This window comes from Spiroplasma endosymbiont of Nephrotoma flavescens (assembly GCF_964030835.1).
Taxonomy (GTDB): domain Bacteria; phylum Bacillota_I; class Bacilli_A; order Mycoplasmatales; family Nriv7; genus Nriv7.
On sequence record NZ_OZ034982.1, the window covers coordinates 476,028 to 494,801 of the forward strand.

Annotated in this window: 25 protein-coding genes; 6 read left to right on the forward strand and 19 right to left on the reverse strand. The window is 26.2% G+C overall.

The genetic code is table 4. From position 1 onward, the window contains the following. Nucleotides 1-21 precede the first annotated feature (21 nt). The 10 genes from AAHN02_RS02840 to AAHN02_RS02885 all read right to left on the reverse strand — a co-directional run bounded on the left by AAHN02_RS02840 (nt 22) and on the right by AAHN02_RS02885 (nt 5,337). Entirely contained in the window at nt 22-1,875 is a 1,854-nt protein-coding gene (locus AAHN02_RS02840; protein ID WP_342278112.1) for a hypothetical protein, read from the reverse strand. Nucleotides 1,876-2,146: 271 nt separating this feature from the next. Beyond that, on the reverse strand, nt 2,147-2,539 hold the full coding sequence (locus AAHN02_RS02845) for a hypothetical protein (protein ID WP_342278113.1): 393 nt from the start codon (nt 2,537-2,539) through the stop codon (nt 2,147-2,149). A 21-nt stretch (nt 2,540-2,560) separates the two neighbouring features. Next, nucleotides 2,561-2,809, reverse strand: coding sequence for a hypothetical protein (locus tag AAHN02_RS02850; RefSeq protein WP_215826579.1), 249 nt, complete (start codon nt 2,807-2,809; stop codon nt 2,561-2,563). Between the two features lie 2 nt (nt 2,810-2,811). After that, nucleotides 2,812-3,096: a hypothetical protein gene (locus tag AAHN02_RS02855; RefSeq protein WP_342278114.1), complete on the reverse strand. Its 285-nt coding sequence runs from the start codon at nt 3,094-3,096 to the stop codon at nt 2,812-2,814. 8 nt (nt 3,097-3,104) lie between these two features. Beyond that, entirely contained in the window at nt 3,105-4,088 is a 984-nt protein-coding gene (locus tag AAHN02_RS02860) for a hypothetical protein (protein WP_342278115.1), read from the reverse strand. A gap of 24 nt (nt 4,089-4,112) precedes the next feature. After that, nucleotides 4,113-4,286 (reverse strand): hypothetical protein, encoded by a 174-nt coding sequence (locus tag AAHN02_RS02865; RefSeq protein ID WP_342278116.1) that lies wholly within the window; start codon nt 4,284-4,286, stop codon nt 4,113-4,115. A gap of 105 nt (nt 4,287-4,391) precedes the next feature. Continuing rightward, nucleotides 4,392-4,622, reverse strand: a complete 231-nt coding sequence (locus AAHN02_RS02870; protein WP_342278117.1) for a hypothetical protein — start codon at nt 4,620-4,622, stop codon at nt 4,392-4,394. A 3-nt stretch (nt 4,623-4,625) separates the two neighbouring features. Further along, nucleotides 4,626-4,787, reverse strand: coding sequence for a hypothetical protein (locus AAHN02_RS02875; RefSeq protein ID WP_338981383.1), 162 nt, complete (start codon nt 4,785-4,787; stop codon nt 4,626-4,628). Then, on the reverse strand, nt 4,787-5,008 hold the full coding sequence (locus tag AAHN02_RS02880) for a hypothetical protein (protein ID WP_342278118.1): 222 nt from the start codon (nt 5,006-5,008) through the stop codon (nt 4,787-4,789). Before AAHN02_RS02880 ends, AAHN02_RS02875 begins: the two co-directional genes overlap by 1 nt. Nucleotides 5,009-5,010: 2 nt before the next feature. Continuing rightward, complete coding sequence (locus tag AAHN02_RS02885) at nt 5,011-5,337, reverse strand: hypothetical protein (protein WP_342278119.1); 327 nt, start codon at nt 5,335-5,337, stop codon at nt 5,011-5,013. Between the two features lie 792 nt (nt 5,338-6,129). Between AAHN02_RS02885 and AAHN02_RS02890 the strand changes: the two genes are divergently transcribed. Together AAHN02_RS02890 and AAHN02_RS02895 are read left to right on the forward strand one after the other, a co-directional pair. After that, complete coding sequence (locus tag AAHN02_RS02890; RefSeq protein WP_342278120.1) at nt 6,130-6,456, forward strand: hypothetical protein; 327 nt, start codon at nt 6,130-6,132, stop codon at nt 6,454-6,456. A gap of 2 nt (nt 6,457-6,458) precedes the next feature. Beyond that, a complete protein-coding gene (locus AAHN02_RS02895; protein WP_342277289.1) occupies nt 6,459-6,680 on the forward strand; it encodes a hypothetical protein in 222 nt (73 codons plus the stop codon). 122 nt (nt 6,681-6,802) lie between these two features. Here the strand turns inward: AAHN02_RS02895 and AAHN02_RS02900 are convergent, their stop codons facing one another. From AAHN02_RS02900 to AAHN02_RS02920, 5 genes are all read right to left on the reverse strand, one after another. After that, a complete protein-coding gene (locus tag AAHN02_RS02900) occupies nt 6,803-7,747 on the reverse strand; it encodes an IS30 family transposase (protein ID WP_338966716.1) in 945 nt (314 codons plus the stop codon). A gap of 76 nt (nt 7,748-7,823) precedes the next feature. Further along, nucleotides 7,824-8,477, reverse strand: a complete 654-nt coding sequence (locus AAHN02_RS02905) for a hypothetical protein (protein WP_342278121.1) — start codon at nt 8,475-8,477, stop codon at nt 7,824-7,826. Nucleotides 8,478-8,664: 187 nt separating this feature from the next. Beyond that, a complete protein-coding gene (locus tag AAHN02_RS02910; RefSeq protein ID WP_342278122.1) occupies nt 8,665-10,092 on the reverse strand; it encodes an NADP-dependent glyceraldehyde-3-phosphate dehydrogenase in 1,428 nt (475 codons plus the stop codon). A gap of 264 nt (nt 10,093-10,356) precedes the next feature. Beyond that, nucleotides 10,357-10,539, reverse strand: coding sequence for a hypothetical protein (locus tag AAHN02_RS02915; RefSeq protein WP_339024760.1), 183 nt, complete (start codon nt 10,537-10,539; stop codon nt 10,357-10,359). A gap of 142 nt (nt 10,540-10,681) precedes the next feature. Next, complete coding sequence (locus tag AAHN02_RS02920) at nt 10,682-11,740, reverse strand: Mbov_0401 family ICE element transposase-like protein (protein WP_342278123.1); 1,059 nt, start codon at nt 11,738-11,740, stop codon at nt 10,682-10,684. Nucleotides 11,741-11,933: 193 nt separating this feature from the next. Here AAHN02_RS02920 and AAHN02_RS02925 point away from each other — a divergent pair, with 193 nt between their 5' ends. Further along, a complete protein-coding gene (locus tag AAHN02_RS02925) occupies nt 11,934-12,194 on the forward strand; it encodes a hypothetical protein (protein WP_342278124.1) in 261 nt (86 codons plus the stop codon). A gap of 90 nt (nt 12,195-12,284) precedes the next feature. Further along, the gene (locus tag AAHN02_RS02930) at nt 12,285-13,229 is read left to right on the forward strand and encodes an IS30 family transposase (protein ID WP_342278125.1); all 945 of its coding nucleotides are present in this window, start codon (nt 12,285-12,287) and stop codon (nt 13,227-13,229) included. Here the strand turns inward: AAHN02_RS02930 and AAHN02_RS02935 are convergent. The 4 genes from AAHN02_RS02935 to AAHN02_RS02950 form a co-directional block, all read right to left on the reverse strand. Continuing rightward, entirely contained in the window at nt 13,213-13,533 is a 321-nt protein-coding gene (locus AAHN02_RS02935) for a hypothetical protein (protein ID WP_342278126.1), read from the reverse strand. The genes AAHN02_RS02930 and AAHN02_RS02935 overlap by 17 nt on opposite strands. A 201-nt stretch (nt 13,534-13,734) precedes the next feature. Continuing rightward, complete coding sequence (tyrS, locus tag AAHN02_RS02940; RefSeq protein ID WP_342278127.1) at nt 13,735-14,982, reverse strand: tyrosine--tRNA ligase; 1,248 nt, start codon at nt 14,980-14,982, stop codon at nt 13,735-13,737. An 18-nt stretch (nt 14,983-15,000) separates the two neighbouring features. Beyond that, on the reverse strand, nt 15,001-15,639 hold the full coding sequence (locus AAHN02_RS02945; protein WP_342189595.1) for a hypothetical protein: 639 nt from the start codon (nt 15,637-15,639) through the stop codon (nt 15,001-15,003). A gap of 56 nt (nt 15,640-15,695) precedes the next feature. Beyond that, on the reverse strand, nt 15,696-16,748 hold the full coding sequence (locus AAHN02_RS02950) for a nicotinate phosphoribosyltransferase (RefSeq protein ID WP_342278128.1): 1,053 nt from the start codon (nt 16,746-16,748) through the stop codon (nt 15,696-15,698). A gap of 226 nt (nt 16,749-16,974) precedes the next feature. On the opposite strand from AAHN02_RS02950, the gene AAHN02_RS02955 reads away from it, so the two are divergent. After that, complete coding sequence (locus AAHN02_RS02955; RefSeq protein ID WP_342278129.1) at nt 16,975-17,808, forward strand: DegV family protein; 834 nt, start codon at nt 16,975-16,977, stop codon at nt 17,806-17,808. 11 nt (nt 17,809-17,819) lie between these two features. Then, complete coding sequence (locus AAHN02_RS02960; RefSeq protein ID WP_342278130.1) at nt 17,820-18,680, forward strand: DegV family protein; 861 nt, start codon at nt 17,820-17,822, stop codon at nt 18,678-18,680. Nucleotides 18,681-18,774: the final 94 nt, after the last annotated feature.

Consider the following 18,774-nt stretch of genomic DNA (forward strand, 5'->3'; position numbering starts at 1 on the left):
CAATATATATATATATATATATTACACGAAAATCCTTAATTTCATTAGAAAAATGGCGAAACCGATTAAAAATTGAAAGGTATAGTAAAAAGCTGGTACTGTTTTAAAAACTGGAAAAATCGCGGTTGAAAAGTTAACTGTTGCTTTGGCAATAATTGCTAATGGGCGTAAAATGGTAATTATTTGTGAAGCTGTCAGCATTCAGTTTATCATTTTGATACCAGCATTTTGAAGGGCACATCCAATATCATTAAAAGTTGGTATTCATCGTCCAGAATATTTACAATTTGCTGGTGGAATTAAATCGTCTCATTCACTGTTATTTGAACCATCAGGGATAAAGGCTGTTGAATTTAAGACATTAAAGTCATAAATTTTAAAATTGTAGTTAGAGATATTATCTTTGTGATAAAGTGGAAAGGTTAAGGTAAAAATATTAATACCATAACGAATATCAATATCCGTATTGAGGTAATTGATGCTGTTAGCAGTCTTGCTGGTTGGCAAGGTAATTAGTTTATTATCATAGGATTTTAAGACATTAAAATCAATTTGGTAGATACTATTATTGTTTTTAAAGGCATCATAATTCTCTTGATGCGTTTTTTTGTCAAAAGTAAAGAAATAACTTCTTAGTAATAATTCTGAGTTTCCTATAATATTTACTAAGTATTTTTTGGGATAAAAGGTAATTAATGAACGGTAAAAGAAACCGATTTGAATAAAGTAATTTTTGTTGTAATTATCTACACCCTTAAAATCAATTTCGGTGTAAGTTTTTTCGTCCATATCAAAAGTAGCATAAAATAAACTGGCAAAGAAGTTACCAAGGATTTCATAGATTTCGTCAAAAACATTTTTGTAATCGCTGTTGTTAATACTAGGAATGTTATTTTTAAAATATAGGTAAATATCATTTCGTAAATCTGGGTCATAACGTAGAAAACTAAATCTAACATTAAGGTAATTTAAAGTACCAAAAAGATACTTAATTAAGTAATAATCGTTAGCGTTTGCAGTATCATATTTTCAGATTTCCTTTTCACCGTGTAGCAATTGTAAATACTTATTTCCGGCAATTATAGTTTTGTTAAATGCCTGAATTTTCAAAACATTCTCATTTACTACATTTTTATTACTAGAAGTCTTGTGATAAAAATAGCTCTCGTCTTTAAAACCATGATTTTTAATGGTGAATTCTTTATAGTAACCTTTTTCTAAAGTGTCAATGAAATTAAATACTGGTGTTCAATAGAGATAAGAGTAATTAAATTTATCAAAATCACCACGGTGAATCATTAAATAGTCAAGATTATCAATAACATCACTATAGTTATGGTTGCCGTCAAATTTGGTGGTTGTTTCTGGCAAATCAATGTCCGTACTTGGTTTAGTTTCTAATTTTGCTAAAAATTTTTTAATATGAAATTTTTTTGAACCGGGATAACTATATTCTTGTATTGTTATTTTTACATCTTTAATTTTTTTATTTGTTTTTTGAAAATCTTTATCAAAAAATTCTCTTTCTTCTGGGGTGCTGTTTTCTTTTTTATAATTATAAATTTCTTTAATTTCTTTAAATACTGGTTCATTGGTAAAGACAGCAAACCCTCTAGTATTTTCTCCATAATTTTTTATTTCTAAAGGTAATTGCTCTTTTACTGAGTCAATATTAATATATACTGGGTCACTACCTTTTTTATACAATGATTGTAAATAACTGTTATTTATTTCTGAAAATTTTAAGTCATATGTTTTATATTGAGTTTTTCTTTTATTTCTAACTAATTGCACTGCCGTTTTCTCGTTGTTAATGTTTGGTGGAATAGTAAAAATGTTATTGAAACTAATAATTAACACGGTAAATATTTTCATAAACATTTTTATCACTCCTTTTTAAAATATTTTATTTTTCATTGTTCTTTTAGTTTTGGTTTTTTTAATAAATCATTCAATACTACAGTTTATAACCACTGCTATTGTAATGCATATATCTAAATATCCTAGTATCATAAGTGAAATTAATGCTTCAAATTTTTCATATAATAATTTCAAATCATTAATTTCCAATTTTAAAAATGGGAGAAAAAAGGTAATAATCATAAAAATGTAAGGTAAAATTCTCCATCAATATTTTTTTAAAGAATTAATGACTTTGTTTGATTTCATTTTTCAAGATTCTTTTTACTTTAATTTTTTGAATAATCAAGCGGATTAATTTTTCAAATTTAATTGCTAAATATATTGCTCCACCTCATCAAAAAACAAATATTCCTGCTAGCATAATACCACTATTGAACTTGCCAAAGAAATCAACCATCTGTCTATTCATAAAATTATTAAATTCGTTACTTGTTCCAGTTATTCATTTAGTATCAATTACTGTTAATGCACAAAGTAATAAGCTTATAAAGATGAAAATAATACTTAATAATACTCTTAACCACTGTTTTTTAAAAGAATTTTTAATTCTTAATTTTAAAGGCATTTTTTCTTTTGAATTATCTTTTTTAAATAATTTTCCTAAAAGTTTTTTCATTTTAATTCTTCTTTCATATTTTTATCGTCCTTTAATCACAATAAATAAGGCAATAAGTACACAAGTAACGCCAAGAATGGTAAAAATTGGGTGTTGCGAAAATGTCCGAGCCATTGGTTTAAATAGTTCTAAAATTGTTAAATTGCTAGTAATAAATTTTTGGAAATTAGCAAGCCCTTCGCTAATATAGTTCGTTAAGGTTTCAAAATGACTACCTGCTAATAACCCAAGAACAGTTATTAAGATAAAAATAATAATTAGTTTAAACATTGTTAGTTACCTTGCTTTGTTTTTATTGGTTTTATTTGTTTTTTAGTTTTTCCTCACGCACTTAAACGCCCTTTATTTTTAACCGCATATTGGCGTTGTTTTTCTAAATTAACTTGTTGACTACCAAATCCAAGAATAATTGCCATAAGAAATTCTACAGCCAGTGTTAAGAACAAAAGAAATATTAGTTGAATATTTGTTCCCGGCACCTCTAAACTTCAAATTAAGTCAAAAACTTTATAAAGCATTTGAGCCAGAAAGTCGGACATTTTTGCGAGATTTTCCATTTTTTATATTATTCCTTTTCTTTCATTTTTCTTAAAAATTTGCTAAATTTATCCATTTTTAAGTATTCTAAGTCTTCTAAATCAATTGCTGTGTCAGTATAGTATTTGTCTTCATAGTCGGGATTTACTTTTGAATTTAAGTAATCTCTTAAAAATGCTAGGTAAAAAGAATTGTAAGTGTTTAATATTGGTAGAGGAATTTTTAGTTTTAAAAAATAAATATCAAGTTCAGGAATATCGCGATATTTAATGCGACGCCCTTTTTTACTATTTTTCGCATCAATTAAGGTGTTTCGTCAGCGTTCATATTCTTCAATGCTCGTAAAGGTGCCATAGATGACTTTTAAGTAGGGACGAAAAATATTAACGGGTTTTTTGCGAATTCCCACAATCACATTATTGGCAATATCACGAACTTTAACTCAAATATGTTTATCTCTTTGACCGCTAGCAAGCACAATATGACCGAAATGGCGTGCCAAAGCGAAATATTCTTGAATACCGGTTTCTTCGTTTTTGGTATTATTTTTTTCTCAATCAGTTCCTTCTAAAAATAAATTGGTTTCATCTCACAAAAGTAACGTTTTGTCTGGCAATACCGGATAATCAAAGTCTAATAACCCCATATGCCCTAAACTTAATTTTTGGGTTTCTAATAATGGAAAGGTTGCGGCGATGTGATATTTCTTCTTTTTTAGTAATTTTGCTGCGTATACTAGAAAAGCAGTTTTTCCAGTCCCTAATGAACCAATCACAATATTTAATGGTGAATTTTTTAAGAAATTAATAACTTTGTTAATTTGTGTTAAATTACCGATTTTAAAAAGGAAAATTAAAATACAACCGGCTAAAAATAAATAGCTCACAATGTTTTTGAAATAACCGTTGTAAATGTATCAAATTGCTCCGCAATGTCATAAAATTAAAAATGAGGTGCGATTCAATTCAATAAAATGGTTATTTTTTTCTATTATTCATTTGCAAAATTTCATCTTGCACCTCACTTTATTTTTTTGTTAGCGGACTGCGCCAAGTAGTTTTTCAAACATTTTAAAGCAAATAAAGAATATTGCCAAAATAAATGGAAAAATGAAGATTCAGTAGTCAGCAAAGAAGTTACCGACTTGTGGCATATTAACAGCAATAATTTCTCACATTTTAGTAAATGCCGTTATAATTGCATTTCACAATCTTAGTCATCGCATCGCTAGCTGTTATTTTTGCTGGTGCATCGGCTAAGAAAGTTCCAATCATATAATCACCCCCTTTCTTCTTGAGGCATTCGTCATTTGTCTTTATCTAAATACTGATATGGTTTTTCAAAGTAGCATTAGAATAAATCACATCATAATCGCTGTTAAGAATCAAAAAGCAATGTTTGCTATTAAAAGTCAAAGTGTTTTTTGGGTTAAATCAATTTCTTTACCACCACTAATATGAGCCGGGATAGTTGTAATTTGAATAAATAAATCTCAGAAAGTTTGTTTAATTTGCTCTCAATTAAATTCTTTTAAATTTACCGTCATTTTTTATTTCCCAAAAATCATTTTTATTGGTAAATACATAATTGAAATTAATGCGAAAAGAAAAGTAATGATAATAATTAATCCGGCAATAAAAGCAACTTGTGCAGGCATTTTTTCTATCGGAACAAACAGTTTTAAGAACTCCATGATAATTTCTCAAAACATTATTTTTTATCCTTGTTATTTTCTTTTGAATTAGGGGTTTTAACTCATTCTTCAAAGCGAGCAATAAATACTTTTTCGTCTTTTGTGAAATTACCAGTATTATTTTTAATGGCATTTTTATATTTAATTCTAATTTTTATTTTGGCATAAATTTTATAAGCAAAATATGCTGACAGCATTATGCTGACAATAATAAATATTAGTCCAATTGCAATATTCATTTTTAAACTCCTTTAAAATAGTTATAATTCATATCTTTTTTGTTATTTTCTTTTTCGGCAATGAAGAAACCTAATAATTCTCGGCCTTTAATTAACTTCGTTTCTTGTTCTTGTTGATTAATTGAAATTACTTGATATTTACTATCTTTTATTATTCCAATACAAATTGAATTTTCGTATTTTCCTTTATAAACAAATCGCTTTGGAAACCAAATACTGATTTGTTTATTAAATCACGGAATTTTTGGCGCTTTAATAAACATTGCGTTTTGCGTTTCTTTTAAAAGATACTTCTTAGTATTTAAGAAAATGTTTTCAATGTTTTTCATAGTAAATTACCTTCCTTATAGATAAACTAAGTTATATTAACTAAGTTAGTTAACTTAGTTTTTTAAACACTTATATATCGCAGATTTAAGTGTTTAACAAGCTTTGTTAGTAAATTTTGTTTTTTTATTATTATTAGATAAAGGTTTTAATAATTTTAAACTTAGCATACCCCTATATAGAAATTTCTACACTTTAATATCCGCATCCTACCCTTGGAACTAATTTAATAGCGTGTATATTTTTAGGAAATCCACCCATTCATTTTTTTATTGCAAAACGAAACAAATTGCTATAGCTAATAGGGTGTTATCTATTAACTGGTAAACTTCTTTTGGTTATGGCGACCACCCACAATTTATCGTGCTTTAATACATACCAACATTATTAATTCACTTGTATTTAATTTTCAAAGAACAAATTTTAACACCTTATAAAATAAAAAGACAATCATTGCCGACTGCCTTAATACTTATTCAAATCTTTACCCACCTAACAAAACTTTATGCGCCCTTATTTAAGGTTGTGTAAAGCACACACTTATGTTAGTTTTGCACAAAATCAATAAATAAATATGAGCTCATTTATTTATTGCAAGAAATATAAGGTTAAATTAACACTTATTATTTTTAATTATGCTTTATATTTTTTGCACCAATGAAATCAAACTAAGTTAATTAGTAAACGAAGTTTACTAACAAAACTTGTTAAACATTCAAATCTGCGATATATAAATGTTTAAAAAACTTAGTTAATATAACTTAGTTTATAACAAATAAGAAAGGTAATTTACTATGAAAAACATTGAAAACATTTTCTTAAATACTAAAAAATATCTCTTAAAAGAAACGCAAAACGCAATTTTAATCAAAGCACCAAAAATTCCCTGATTTAATAAACAAATCAGTATTTGGTTTCCAAAGTGATTTGTTTATAAAGGAAAATATGAAAATTCCATTTGCATCGGAATAATCAAGAATAGTGAATATCAAGTAATTTCAGTTAATCAACAAGAGCAAGAAACTAAGTTAATTAAAGGCCAAGAATTATTAGGTTTCTTCATTGCCGAAAAAGAAAACAACAAAAAAGATACAAATTATAACTATTTTAAAGGAGTTTAAAAATGAATATTACAATTGGACTAATATTTATAATCATTTGCATAATGTTACTGGCATATTTTGCTTATAAAATTTATGCCAAAATAAAAATTAGAATTAAATACAAAAATGCCATTAAAAATAATACTGGTAATTTCACAAAAGACGAAAAAGTGTTTATTGCTCGCTTTGAAGAATGAGTTAAAGCACCTAATTCAAAAGAAAATAACGAGGATAAAAAATAATGTTTTGAGAAATTATTATGGGGTTCTTAAAACTGTTTGTTCCGATAGAAAAAATGCCTGCACAAGTTGCCTTTATTGCCGGATTAATTATTATCTCAGCCAAATTGTAAAGTTAAGTGCAACTAAATTATTTTTCTAACCAAATATTCGATTGGCGAAAGATAATTTAGTATTTTTCTTGGTCTTTGGTTTAAAGACAATATAAATTTATGAACTGCATTTTTAGTAGTGTTTGAAAAATTAAATTTTTTAGGAAATTTTTCTCTAATTAAACCATTAGTATTTTCATTAGTACCTCTTTGTCAAGGTGAATATGCATCAGCAAAATAAATTTTCACATTTAAATTTTTTTCAAGTTGTTGTCAATTAGCAAATTCTTTACCCCTATCAAATGTTATAGTCTTAACAAGATTATTTGGAAGAATTGATAAATAATGACTAATATTTTTGTTAATAACTTTAGTAGTTCTATTTTCAACTAATATTGCTAAAGTAAATCTTGATGTTCTTTCAACTAAAGTTATTAAACATGATTTACTTTTACCTCGTGATGATACTACAGTATCACCTTCTCAATGGCCAAGAGTTATGCGATTATTAACATTTCGTTCTTTAATGGATTTACCATTAAATTTACCCCGATTTTCTTGAGATTTTCGTTTCTTACCTTTTCTTCTTAAATTTTTACTAGTAACCTTTTCAAGTAATCCAGAATAAATTCAATTGTAAATTGTTTTAAAACTAATAATTCATTCTTGATGAAAATTTTTAATTCTGCCATAAATTTGTTCAGGCGATCAACCTAATAATAATTTTTGTTGTACATATTTTACTAATTCTCTATTTTTAAATTTATGAAAATAAACATGTAATTGTTTTCTATTTTCTGCTTTATTTTGTGCAATTAATGAAAAATAATGATTATTATCTTTATTTCTATTAACTTCTCGATTAATAGTACTAATACTTCGATTAAGATTTTTAGCTATTTCACTAATTTTTACTTTAAATTTCAATTGATTCTCAATATAAATTCTTTCATCTATGCCAAGATGTTTGTATCCCATATAAAAACTCCTTAAATTTACTTTTTCTAAAATAAACTTAGCATCATGAAATTTTTATATGAAATCTTTTGCAATTTTATTTACTTGCACTTACAAGTATAATTCAGCCTTGAAGATCATCAGAAAGAATATAACGAGCAAAATGATTTTTTTTGGATGCATCATAATTTTTAAAGTTAATATTATAACGATAAGTTACATCTAATCTTGTAGCCCGAAATTTTAATTTTGGATCTTTTTTAGTTAAACTTGTTAAATCACTTAAATTAATTTCATTTAAAGAAAACTTTATTGTCTCCTTAATAAGTTCTAAGGGCTTATCCTCAGGATTAGGATAGTAATTGGAATATGTTACAGCGACTTTATCATTAATATTATTAAATTTTTTCTCAAAATCACTAACAATAAAATTAAGCGCCTCTGAGGCTTCTTCATTAGTAATAAGTTTACTACCATTTAATTGAGTTCCCATAACTAATAATTGTTCAATTTTCTGATTTTTTTTGGTTTCATATTCAAAGACTTTATGATTCATTAACTGATAATAAGCTGTGCTATTAATACTTTCCATTGTTTTTAAATCTTCTTCAATAATGGTCATAGCAATTTTTTTATTATTTTTTTCTTCGGCAATATTATATTCAGAATTACAACCAACAATAACTAAAAGTGGTAGGGTTAAAAACAAAAGTGGTGTAAAAACTTTTAATAATTGATAAATATTTTTCATATTTTTAAAGTATCCTTTCTGATGTTAACTGTTAATAAAATACAATATAACTATCTGTTATTAAATTATGAAATATTTTACTATCAATAAGCAAGAGTTTTATCTAATTTTTATAATTTAAAAATCCAAAAAAAAGTTAAGTAAATACTTAACTTTAAAAACAATATCATTATTAAATTTCTTGTTATTATTTGTCTGCCTTTCAATTAAAAACAATACCTTTATGTCGGGTCATTGATAATAATGCTTCGCGAATCCCTTGTACGCCCATCCCTGAATCTTTAATTCCTAAAAAAGGTAAATAATCTGGTCCGCGTTGGGGAGCATCATTAATGTTAATGGAACCAACATCTAATTGATTAGCAATTTTAACCGCCGTATCAATATCATTAGTAAAAATTGATGCTTGTAAACCATATTTAGAACTATTTGCAAGCGTAATCGCTTCACCAATTGATGTTACTCTGATAATTGGCAACACCGGTCCAAATAGTTCAATCCAAGCAATATCCATATCTTTAGTAACATTATCAATAATTGTTGGATATCACAAATTATTTTTTCTAGTATTTCCTAAAACTAACAATGCCTTTTTTTCTAACGCGTCATCAACTAATTTTTGAAGAATATCGCTGGTTTTCATATCAATAATTGGCGTAATATCAGCATTATCATTCGGACTTCCAACTGTTAATTTTTTTGTTTCAACTTTAATTAAAGATACCAATTCATCAGCAATCGTATTATCAACTAAAACTCTTTTAATAGCAGTACATCTTTGACCTGAATAACTAAATGCTCCTTTAACAATTTTTTTCGCCGTCATTGCGAGATTACAGTCTTTAAGAACAATGGCTGGATCTTTACCACCTAATTCCAAAATAATATCCACTTTATTAGTAATCTTTGTAATATGTTTTCCTGTAACATCAGAACCAGTAAAAGAAATAACATTAATTGCTGGATGGGTTACTAAACTATCACCAATAACACTGCCCTTACCAGTAACCGCATTAATGACACCAGCAGGAAAATTAGCATCAAATGCTAACTTAGCTAAAAATAATCCTGTTAAAGAACTTTGTGAAGCTGGTTTAAAAACCACTGTATTCCCCATAATTAATGCTGGAATTATTTTTGCTAACGATAAATTAACAGGATAATTAAAAGGTGAAATTGCTAAAACAACTCCTTTAGCAACTCGCGAAAAAATTGCCAACTTATTTTTCACATTAAAAGCATCACCTGTATATGATTCAGGATAAATACGATATGCTTCATTAACAGTAAAATCAATATATTCAATTGTACGATTAATTTCAGAAATAGCTGCTTTTTTACCTTTAGCAATTTCTAAGACCATCAAATTAGCAAGCGCATCAGTATTTTCAATTATTAACTGCTTTCATTGTTCAATAAACTTAATTCTTTCATTAATTAATAATCCCTCTCATTGCTTTTGGACATCCTTAGCTGCCAAAAACGCATCATTAATATTTTCTAACGAAAGAGCAGGAACACTACCAATTACTTCTAATGTGTTTGGACTCGTAATTTCAATAACATTTGTTGAAGAAAGCAACTTACCATTAATTAATGCTTGACCTTTTTCCATTTTATCACCTCTAAATATAATTATATCGTTTTTAGTTTTAAAAACAGAAAAATTAATTATTCTAGGTCGCGTTTAGTTTTCTTAGGTATTGCTTTGAAGAAGTAAAACAATCAGCTAATTATATTATTTAATTACTAAACTAACCCTGCCTTTCTTGCTATTGTCATTTTTATTCATCATTATTTTATCATATTATTAAATTTTTACACAATAAAAAATTATTAATTTTATTAAATTTTTTTTAATTTTAACTAATATTTTTACTTACTTAAATCTATTGTATTTATTTGTTACAGCATTACCTTTATAATTAATTCAACTATCATCATTTTTCTTATTATATTTATTTCATAATGAATTTTTATATATTTCTTTTCTGATTTCTATTTCTGAATTAATATTTTCATTAATGTAATGTAATACATTTAATTTGTTTAAATTTGCCATTCTTAAAATGTAATAAGTTATTTAAATTCTTATGATTATATATTTTTGCTCCATAGCCTAATTGTTGTTTTACCAAATGCGATACATCACTTTCAATGCTACAACCGATATTTCATTCTAAATTTTGGTTATGAATACCGTGCTAATTGTTTTTGAAATAATTACTCGCCTTTCTTAAATTTGTTTTAATATCTTTATTTAATTCATTTTTAGCAACATTACGAATGTTTTTTACCAATTCTTGATGATTTCCATTTTTATATAATTCAATTCAACTATTTAGTGTTACTTTACGATTTTCAAAAATAATATTAAATGCAGTTTGTTTTAATTTTTTAACAGCATGATAACCATCCAAAATATATCTAACATTACCAAAACTATTGGCAATTTCTCTAATTCAAGTAGCACCATCGCCACAAACAATTATTTTGTTATAATTAATATTCACATAATGTTTTTGCAATTCTTTAATTAATAAATCACGATAATCCATCGTATTTATTTGTTTATTAACTTTTAACATTAGAAAATGACCCCGTTTATTTTCTAATTCTCTACGAGAATTTTTGTACTTTTTTTCTTTATGTCCGGTATGAAAAGTAACTAAACGAATTCTTTGGTCTTGTTTAATTTTATTATCTAATGTTGCTAAAAACGTCTCATCTAGTTGAATATATAAATCCTTATTTTTGACATTAATTCTAGTTTTAGTTTCTTTTTCTGCTAATTGAAAATATTCAGCAATATCATATTTATTTAAAATGCTTGAAATACTAGCTTTTGAAATATAACAATGATTTAGAGCATCTAAGACATCGCGGTATCGTTTACCATCGCCCAAAAGACTTAAAACTTTAAATTGAACATCAAAATAAATGCGTTGTTTCGGCAATAAACCAATTTCTTTATCTAATAAACATACATATTCGAATTTACCTGATTTTTGATTTCAATATTTATATCGACGTCGTTTAAAAGTAACATTGCCAAAAATTGTAATAATTGTCCTTAAAGCAAAATGAACTATTTTATACCCTTGCTTTAATCGATAATGATATTTATATAAGTATTCATCTAATTTTTCATATTCATTAGCTAATTGCTCGCATTTATCAGTGTACATATTTTTATGGGTTGTAAATAAACTAAACCAATGCTTGTTTTCTGAGGTTTTTACATTATTATTAATTTTTAACATAATAAATTGCCTTTCTTGATAGTAACTTTAACAAATTTTAATATTCAATAAACTGAAAAAATGATAAAAATTCTTATTTGATGATTTATAATTAATTTGTATTAATTAAATTTTATAAATTTAAAGTCGGCAACGGGTCGTTACTATAAAAATTTATTAGTTAGCAAAAATTCACGAAAGGAATTTGGTTAGTATGAAAAAACTTTTAGAATTACTAGGGATAATTTTGATAACTAGTAATGCAGCAGGACCATTAATTGCCAATAAGCCTAATAACAATAAAGATAAAATTAAAAATAGTCTAGAAACATTAACTCGCCAAAAAAGACAAGCACCAAAGAAAAGTGTTAATAAAAAAGACAACCCAACAAAAAGTAGTACTGCACAACCACAAAATGAACAACCTGATATTATTGAAAAAGAAATTAATTTAGATGCTGAATTATACTTGTAAGTGCAAGTAAATAAAATTGCAAAAGATTTCATATAAAAATTTCATGATGCTAAGTTTATTTTAGAAAAAGTAAATTTAAGGAGTTTTTATATGGGATACAAACATCTTGGCATAGATGAAAGAATTTATATTGAGAATCAATTGAAATTTAAAGTAAAAATTAGTGAAATAGCTAAAAATCTTAATCGAAGTATTAGTACTATTAATCGAGAAGTTAATAGAAATAAAGATAATAATCATTATTTTTCATTAATTGCACAAAATAAAGCAGAAAATAGAAAACAATTACATGTTTATTTTCATAAATTTAAAAATAGAGAATTAGTAAAATATGTACAACAAAAATTATTATTAGGTTGATCGCCTGAACAAATTTATGGCAGAATTAAAAATTTTCATCAAGAATGAATTATTAGTTTTAAAACAATTTACAATTGAATTTATTCTGGATTACTTGAAAAGGTTACTAGTAAAAATTTAAGAAGAAAAGGTAAGAAACGAAAATCTCAAGAAAATCGGGGTAAATTTAATGGTAAATCCATTAAAGAACGAAATGTTAATAATCGCATAACTCTTGGCCATTGAGAAGGTGATACTGTAGTATTATCACGAGGTAAAAGTAAATCATGTTTAATAACTTTAGTTGAAAGAACATCAAGATTTACTTTAGCAATATTAGTTGAAAATAGAACTACTAAAGTTATTAACAAAAATATTAGTCATTATTTATCAATTCTTCCAAATAATCTTGTTAAGACTATAACATTTGATAGGGGTAAAGAATTTGCTAATTGACAACAACTTGAAAAAAATTTAAATGTGAAAATTTATTTTGCTGATGCATATTCACCTTGACAAAGAGGTACTAATGAAAATACTAATGGTTTAATTAGAGAAAAATTTCCTAAAAAATTTAATATTTCAAACACTACTAAAAATGCAGTTCATAAATTTATATTGTCTTTAAACCAAAGACCAAGAAAAATACTAAATTATCTTTCGCCAATCGAATATTTGGTTAGAAAAATAATTTAGTTGCACTTAACTTTACAATTTGGCTATTTATTATTTCAAGTTTTTCTTTAAATTCTAAAATATTATTATTTTCAACTAAACTAACTAAACTATCAATATTTTCTTTAGAAATGTTAGCATTACGATTTTCACTCATACAAGAAAGATAAACTAAAAGTTTAGGAAACATATTATTATCCCCATTTTTAGTTTGTAACCATATCATCTTAAAAAACTTCGCTTTTAATACAATATCATCTTTAATATTTTCATTGATATCTTGTTTAATTTGATTAGTAATAACAGTTTTAATATCTTGTGGCATAATGCTCCTCCATTTTTAAGCAATTTTCTTTAAACAAATTATTAAAAAAATAAAGAAGCTTAATGATTAAGCTTCTTTATTTTTTATTACAAAATACATTTCTAACTGCTAAATTCTATTTAAAATTATATACAAATTATGCAATAAAATATTTAAAAAAACAAGATAAATTTTTATGAAAATAACTTATTGTTTTAAACATTAATGACTATTAACTTCAACAATATAATAATGTTGTTTACCTTTACGAATAAAAATTATTTTATTATATAGCAATTTATCTTTAGATAATATATAGTTTTCATCAGTAATCAGTTGCTCATTAACATAAATAGCATTACTCTTTAATAGTTCCCGAACTTGAGTTTTAGAACTACATACTTCAAGTAATAAAAGTAAATCAATAAGTTTATGTTCTTGACTAACAGTTATTCACGGAACAGCATTTTTCATTTGTTGAATTTCACTCATTTGTAATTGCATAACTTTTTGTGAAAATAATGCTTCACTAATATTAATCGCCATCATAACTTCTTGTTGGGAATGAACAAAAGCAACAATTTCTTTTGCTAATACCTTTTGGGCATGTCTTTTAGCCTTATTAACATTATGTTTTGCCATTATTTGCAAAATATCATCTAATGATAACAAAGTTAATCATTTTAAAAGTTTTTCAACATCAGCATCATTTTGATTAACAAAAAACTGATACAAAATATATGGGGATGTTAAATTAGCATCTAACCAAATTGTTCCTTGCTCAGTTTTACCAAACTTAACACCATTACTTTGCGTTAATAATTCAATCGTTAACCCACTTGCTAAATGATTATCTTGTTCTTTTTTACGAATCAATTCAATTCCAGCAGTAATATTCCCTCATTGGTCACTACCACCAATTTGCACTAAACATTGATAATTCTTATATAAATACCAAAAATCATATGCTTGTAAAAGCATATAAGAAAATTCAGTATAAGAAATTCCTGTTGCGAGTCTTGTTTTAATTGATTCCTTATCAAGCATATAATTAATCGTAAACTCTTTCCCCAAATCTCTTAAATAATCAATTAAATTTAATTTTGCTATTCAATCATCATTATTTAAAACTTTAATATTATGATCTAATAATTTATCTAATTGTAAAGCAAGCGCATCACTATTTAATTTTACTGTTTTAGCATCTAACAATTTTCTTTCTTCAACTTTAAAACTCGGATCACCAATCATTGCCGTGGCTCCACCAATAACAGCAAGCGGTTTAAAACCCGCTAATGAAAAGCGATATAATAAAACAATTTGTAATAAATGCCCCACATGCAATGATGTTGCTGTTGGATCAATACCACAATAAACACTAGCATTACTATTCTTAGCCTGTTTTATTTTTTCACTATTAGTAACTTGTTTTAAAAGTCTTCGGGCTTGCAATTCTTCTAAAAATTCCATTTCTTACCATTCTTTCTCTTATTTTTGTTTTTCATCAATTAAATTAACAATGCTCCGATTTTTTTCAGTAACTTGCTGTTGATCATAAAATTTACTAGCGCGTTGATGAATATCATTAAAACGATTAACATAACTTTGCGCCCGAATATAACTAGTATCATCATAATGTGCATCATTAGTTGCTAAATTAACACTGTTATCACTTTTTCGATTAATAAAATCAATTGGAATTGGATTAACATTTCTTGTCATATTTCTTCCTTCAACATATATTGAAAAATCTTGATATTTTTGAATTTTACGATTAATAATTTCTTGCTGAACATGCTCATTAACATATTCTTCAATTGAACTATAAGTCTTTGTTGTTCTAACTAATGATTGTGGTCTAATACTATAAATATTATTTACTAATGAAAAATCTTTTGGTTTATCACTAGCAATATTTGCTTTATTAGCATTAGAACCTGTAATTGGTGAAATAATCTCTGTTGGTTCATAACCATATACTTGCTTTTGTTGCATTCAATTTCTTTGTTTACGACGATTTTCAGCAATTTTTGACTCTGCAATTTTTTGCTGATGACTATTTTCTTCATAAAGTTTTGATAATGGACCATTTAATCCATATTTAATTTTAAAATCATTAGTATTCATTATGACCCTCCTTTTAAAAGAAGCATTCGTTCTTTTAAATTATAACATAATCAAAATTAGATTTTTTGTACTAACTTATCATTTTCAATATTTTCACGACCAACTTTAGCAAAATTTTTATTATTTAATTGCACTAAATCACCAGTAAAATGAATATCAAACTTACCAATAGTTGCTCCCACACCATAAAAATCTACGGGGGTATTATCACTAGCAAATCAACTAATCTTCGCTTTATCAAATCCAGAACTAACAATAATTTTTATATTATTAAAACCTTCATCATCCATTGCTTTTCTTAAAGCCTTAATTAAAATTGGATTTATACCCATAATATTTTCATTATAATATTTCTCTTGATTTTCTTTAACAGTAAAATATTTATCAACTAAACTAATGCTAGTATCAACCCGAACAGCACTAAGACGATTTTGAAAATGACCACATACTTTTAAACTAGTATTAATAACATCATTATCAAAATCAACTAATGCTACTAACTTATCATTAGGAAATAATTCACTATAAGCTTCTAAAGATTTAATAATATCACCATTAAAACCATGAATTAAAGCGTGGGGCATTGTCCCAACCAATATTTCTTGATTATTTCATCATTCAGTTTGTGCTCTCGTAACTTGTGATTTAATACCAGCAATATATGCAGCATAACCATCACCTTGTTGATTAAGATAGTCATCATTACGATCAAACATAAAGATGATTGGTTTATCGTTACTAACTTTTAAAATCTCATTACAATTAGTAGCAACACTACTTCTTCTTGCTAAAATGCCATCAATAATTCCTTCTAAGTAACCAAATAAATGATAAGGACCGGTTATTTTTAAAACCGGAATATTAGCTTTAATAATATCACCATCATTTAAAGCATAAACAGATATTTTTTCTAATGGCGTTACAAATTCTTTCAATAATGCCACAATTTCATCAATACCACAAAGCATAACATTATCTTGTCTTTGAAAAAATTGCATCGTAACAATATTATTAGGAAAATACTTTTTAAGAATTTTTTGGGTTTTTAAAAAATAAATCGCACTATAATAGCCTTCTTTAATACGAACATCAAATTTAAATTTTGTCATTTAAATAGCCTCAAATCTCTTATATAATTATTAGTTTTAATATATCAATTTTACTACTTAATAAATATTGTAATATAGTTTTTAAGAAAATTTCTTTTTTTGATTACAAATTTTGCTATTCTTATCATCAAATTATCCTTTACTATTTCTTTTCTTGAATAATATTATATCAAAGTTTATAATTGATTAATAAACAAAATAGAGATTTTTGTGAGGTGTAAAATTAATGAAGCAATACATTATCTTAGTGGACTCAGCAACTGGTTATGATGAAGAACAGGCAAAAGAACATAATATGGCATTTGTTCCTTTAATGATAAATATTAACAATAAAACTATTGCTGACAATAACAAAGAAATTACTATTGATAAATTTTATAAAATTTTAGAAACTGAACCAATTAAAACCAGTCAAACGCCACCAGGAATTTTAAAAGAAAAATGAGATGAACTACTACAAGAATATGAACAAATTCTTTTCTTTCCAATTTCTTCCCATCTATCAGGACAATATCAAAGTGCAATATTACTAGCTCAAGATAATGTTTATAAAAACAAAGTCTATATAATTGATAGCGAAGCAGTTGGCGACATTAATAAAGAAATGATTAACCGCGCAAAACTATTTTTACAAGAACGACCTATTAATGAATTACAAGGTTTTATTGATGAACAGAAAACAAAATATTGTGCCTTCATTCTTCCATATCAATTAGATACATTGGTTCGTGGTGGTAGAATTAGCAGTGCTGCTGCTACCCTAGCTAATTTATTGAAAATTAAACCAATCCTAGAATTTAATGGTTTTATTGATAAATTTGATAAAACCAGAACATTTAAAAAAGCAATTAAAGAAGTTTTAAAAGAAATCAAAAAACGCTATGACAGTACTGGCGAATTAACAATTATGCATTCATTATGTGATACGGAATTAAAAGAAGAAGTAATTAAAATCATTACTAAAGAAAAATTTACAATTAAACATATGAGTTTAATATCTAATGTTATTGCTGCTCACACCGGATATAATACATTTGTACTTGTATATTGAATAAAGTAAAGGAGAAAAAAATGTCTAACACAAATAAGAAAATTGCTATTATTGTTGACTCATCTAGCAACCTTGACCTTACAACGCTAAAAGAAAAAAATATTAATATCCTTCCTTTATTAATAAGTTTTGAAGATAAAACTGAAATTGAAGATACCACTAGTGATATTAAAAAATCTAATTTTTATGCTCGTGTTAAAAATGGTGAATATACTAAAACTAGTCAATCATCACCGGGGAAACTAATGAGCTTATGGCGAAAACTACTAGCTGAAGGAAATGATGAAATTATCTTTATTCCGATTGCTAAAGGATTATCTGGTCAATACCAAAATGCCTATATGTTATCACAAGAAAGTGAATTTAAAAACCGCGTTCATATTATTGATACTAACGGCGCTGCTACATTTAATAGTACATTAGCAATCAAAGCTACTGAAATTGTAGCTAATGGGGGCAACATTAATGATATTAATAAAATGGTAACCCAAGTTAAAAAAAATAGTTTAATTTACATTATCCCTGAAGATATCTCGCGACTTTCTAAAGGTGGTCGTGCCAAATCTGTTGTTGCTTCCCTAATAAGTTTAATCCGCGTTAAAGTCATTATTAAATTCGGCGAAATATCGGAAAAAAGTGGAATTGCCAGAACCTTAAACAACGCTATTGAAAGTGTAATCACAAAAATTAAAGAATTTATTAAAAATGAAAATTATATCTTAGAAATTCTCACATCACAATGTGATAAAAAGGTCACCACAATTATTAACAAAATTATAACCAACCACCCTGAACTTAAAATCAAAAAAGCATTCCTCCCTAACTGCTTTGTCAGTCATGCCGGTGTTAACTCCGTAGGAATTATTGTTGTTAAACAATAAAAAAAATTAACAAAGAAAAAGGTAGCAACGCTACCTTTTTTATTTACAGCACTAACAATAATCCCCTGTCACCTTATTTTAATGCTTTTAAAAT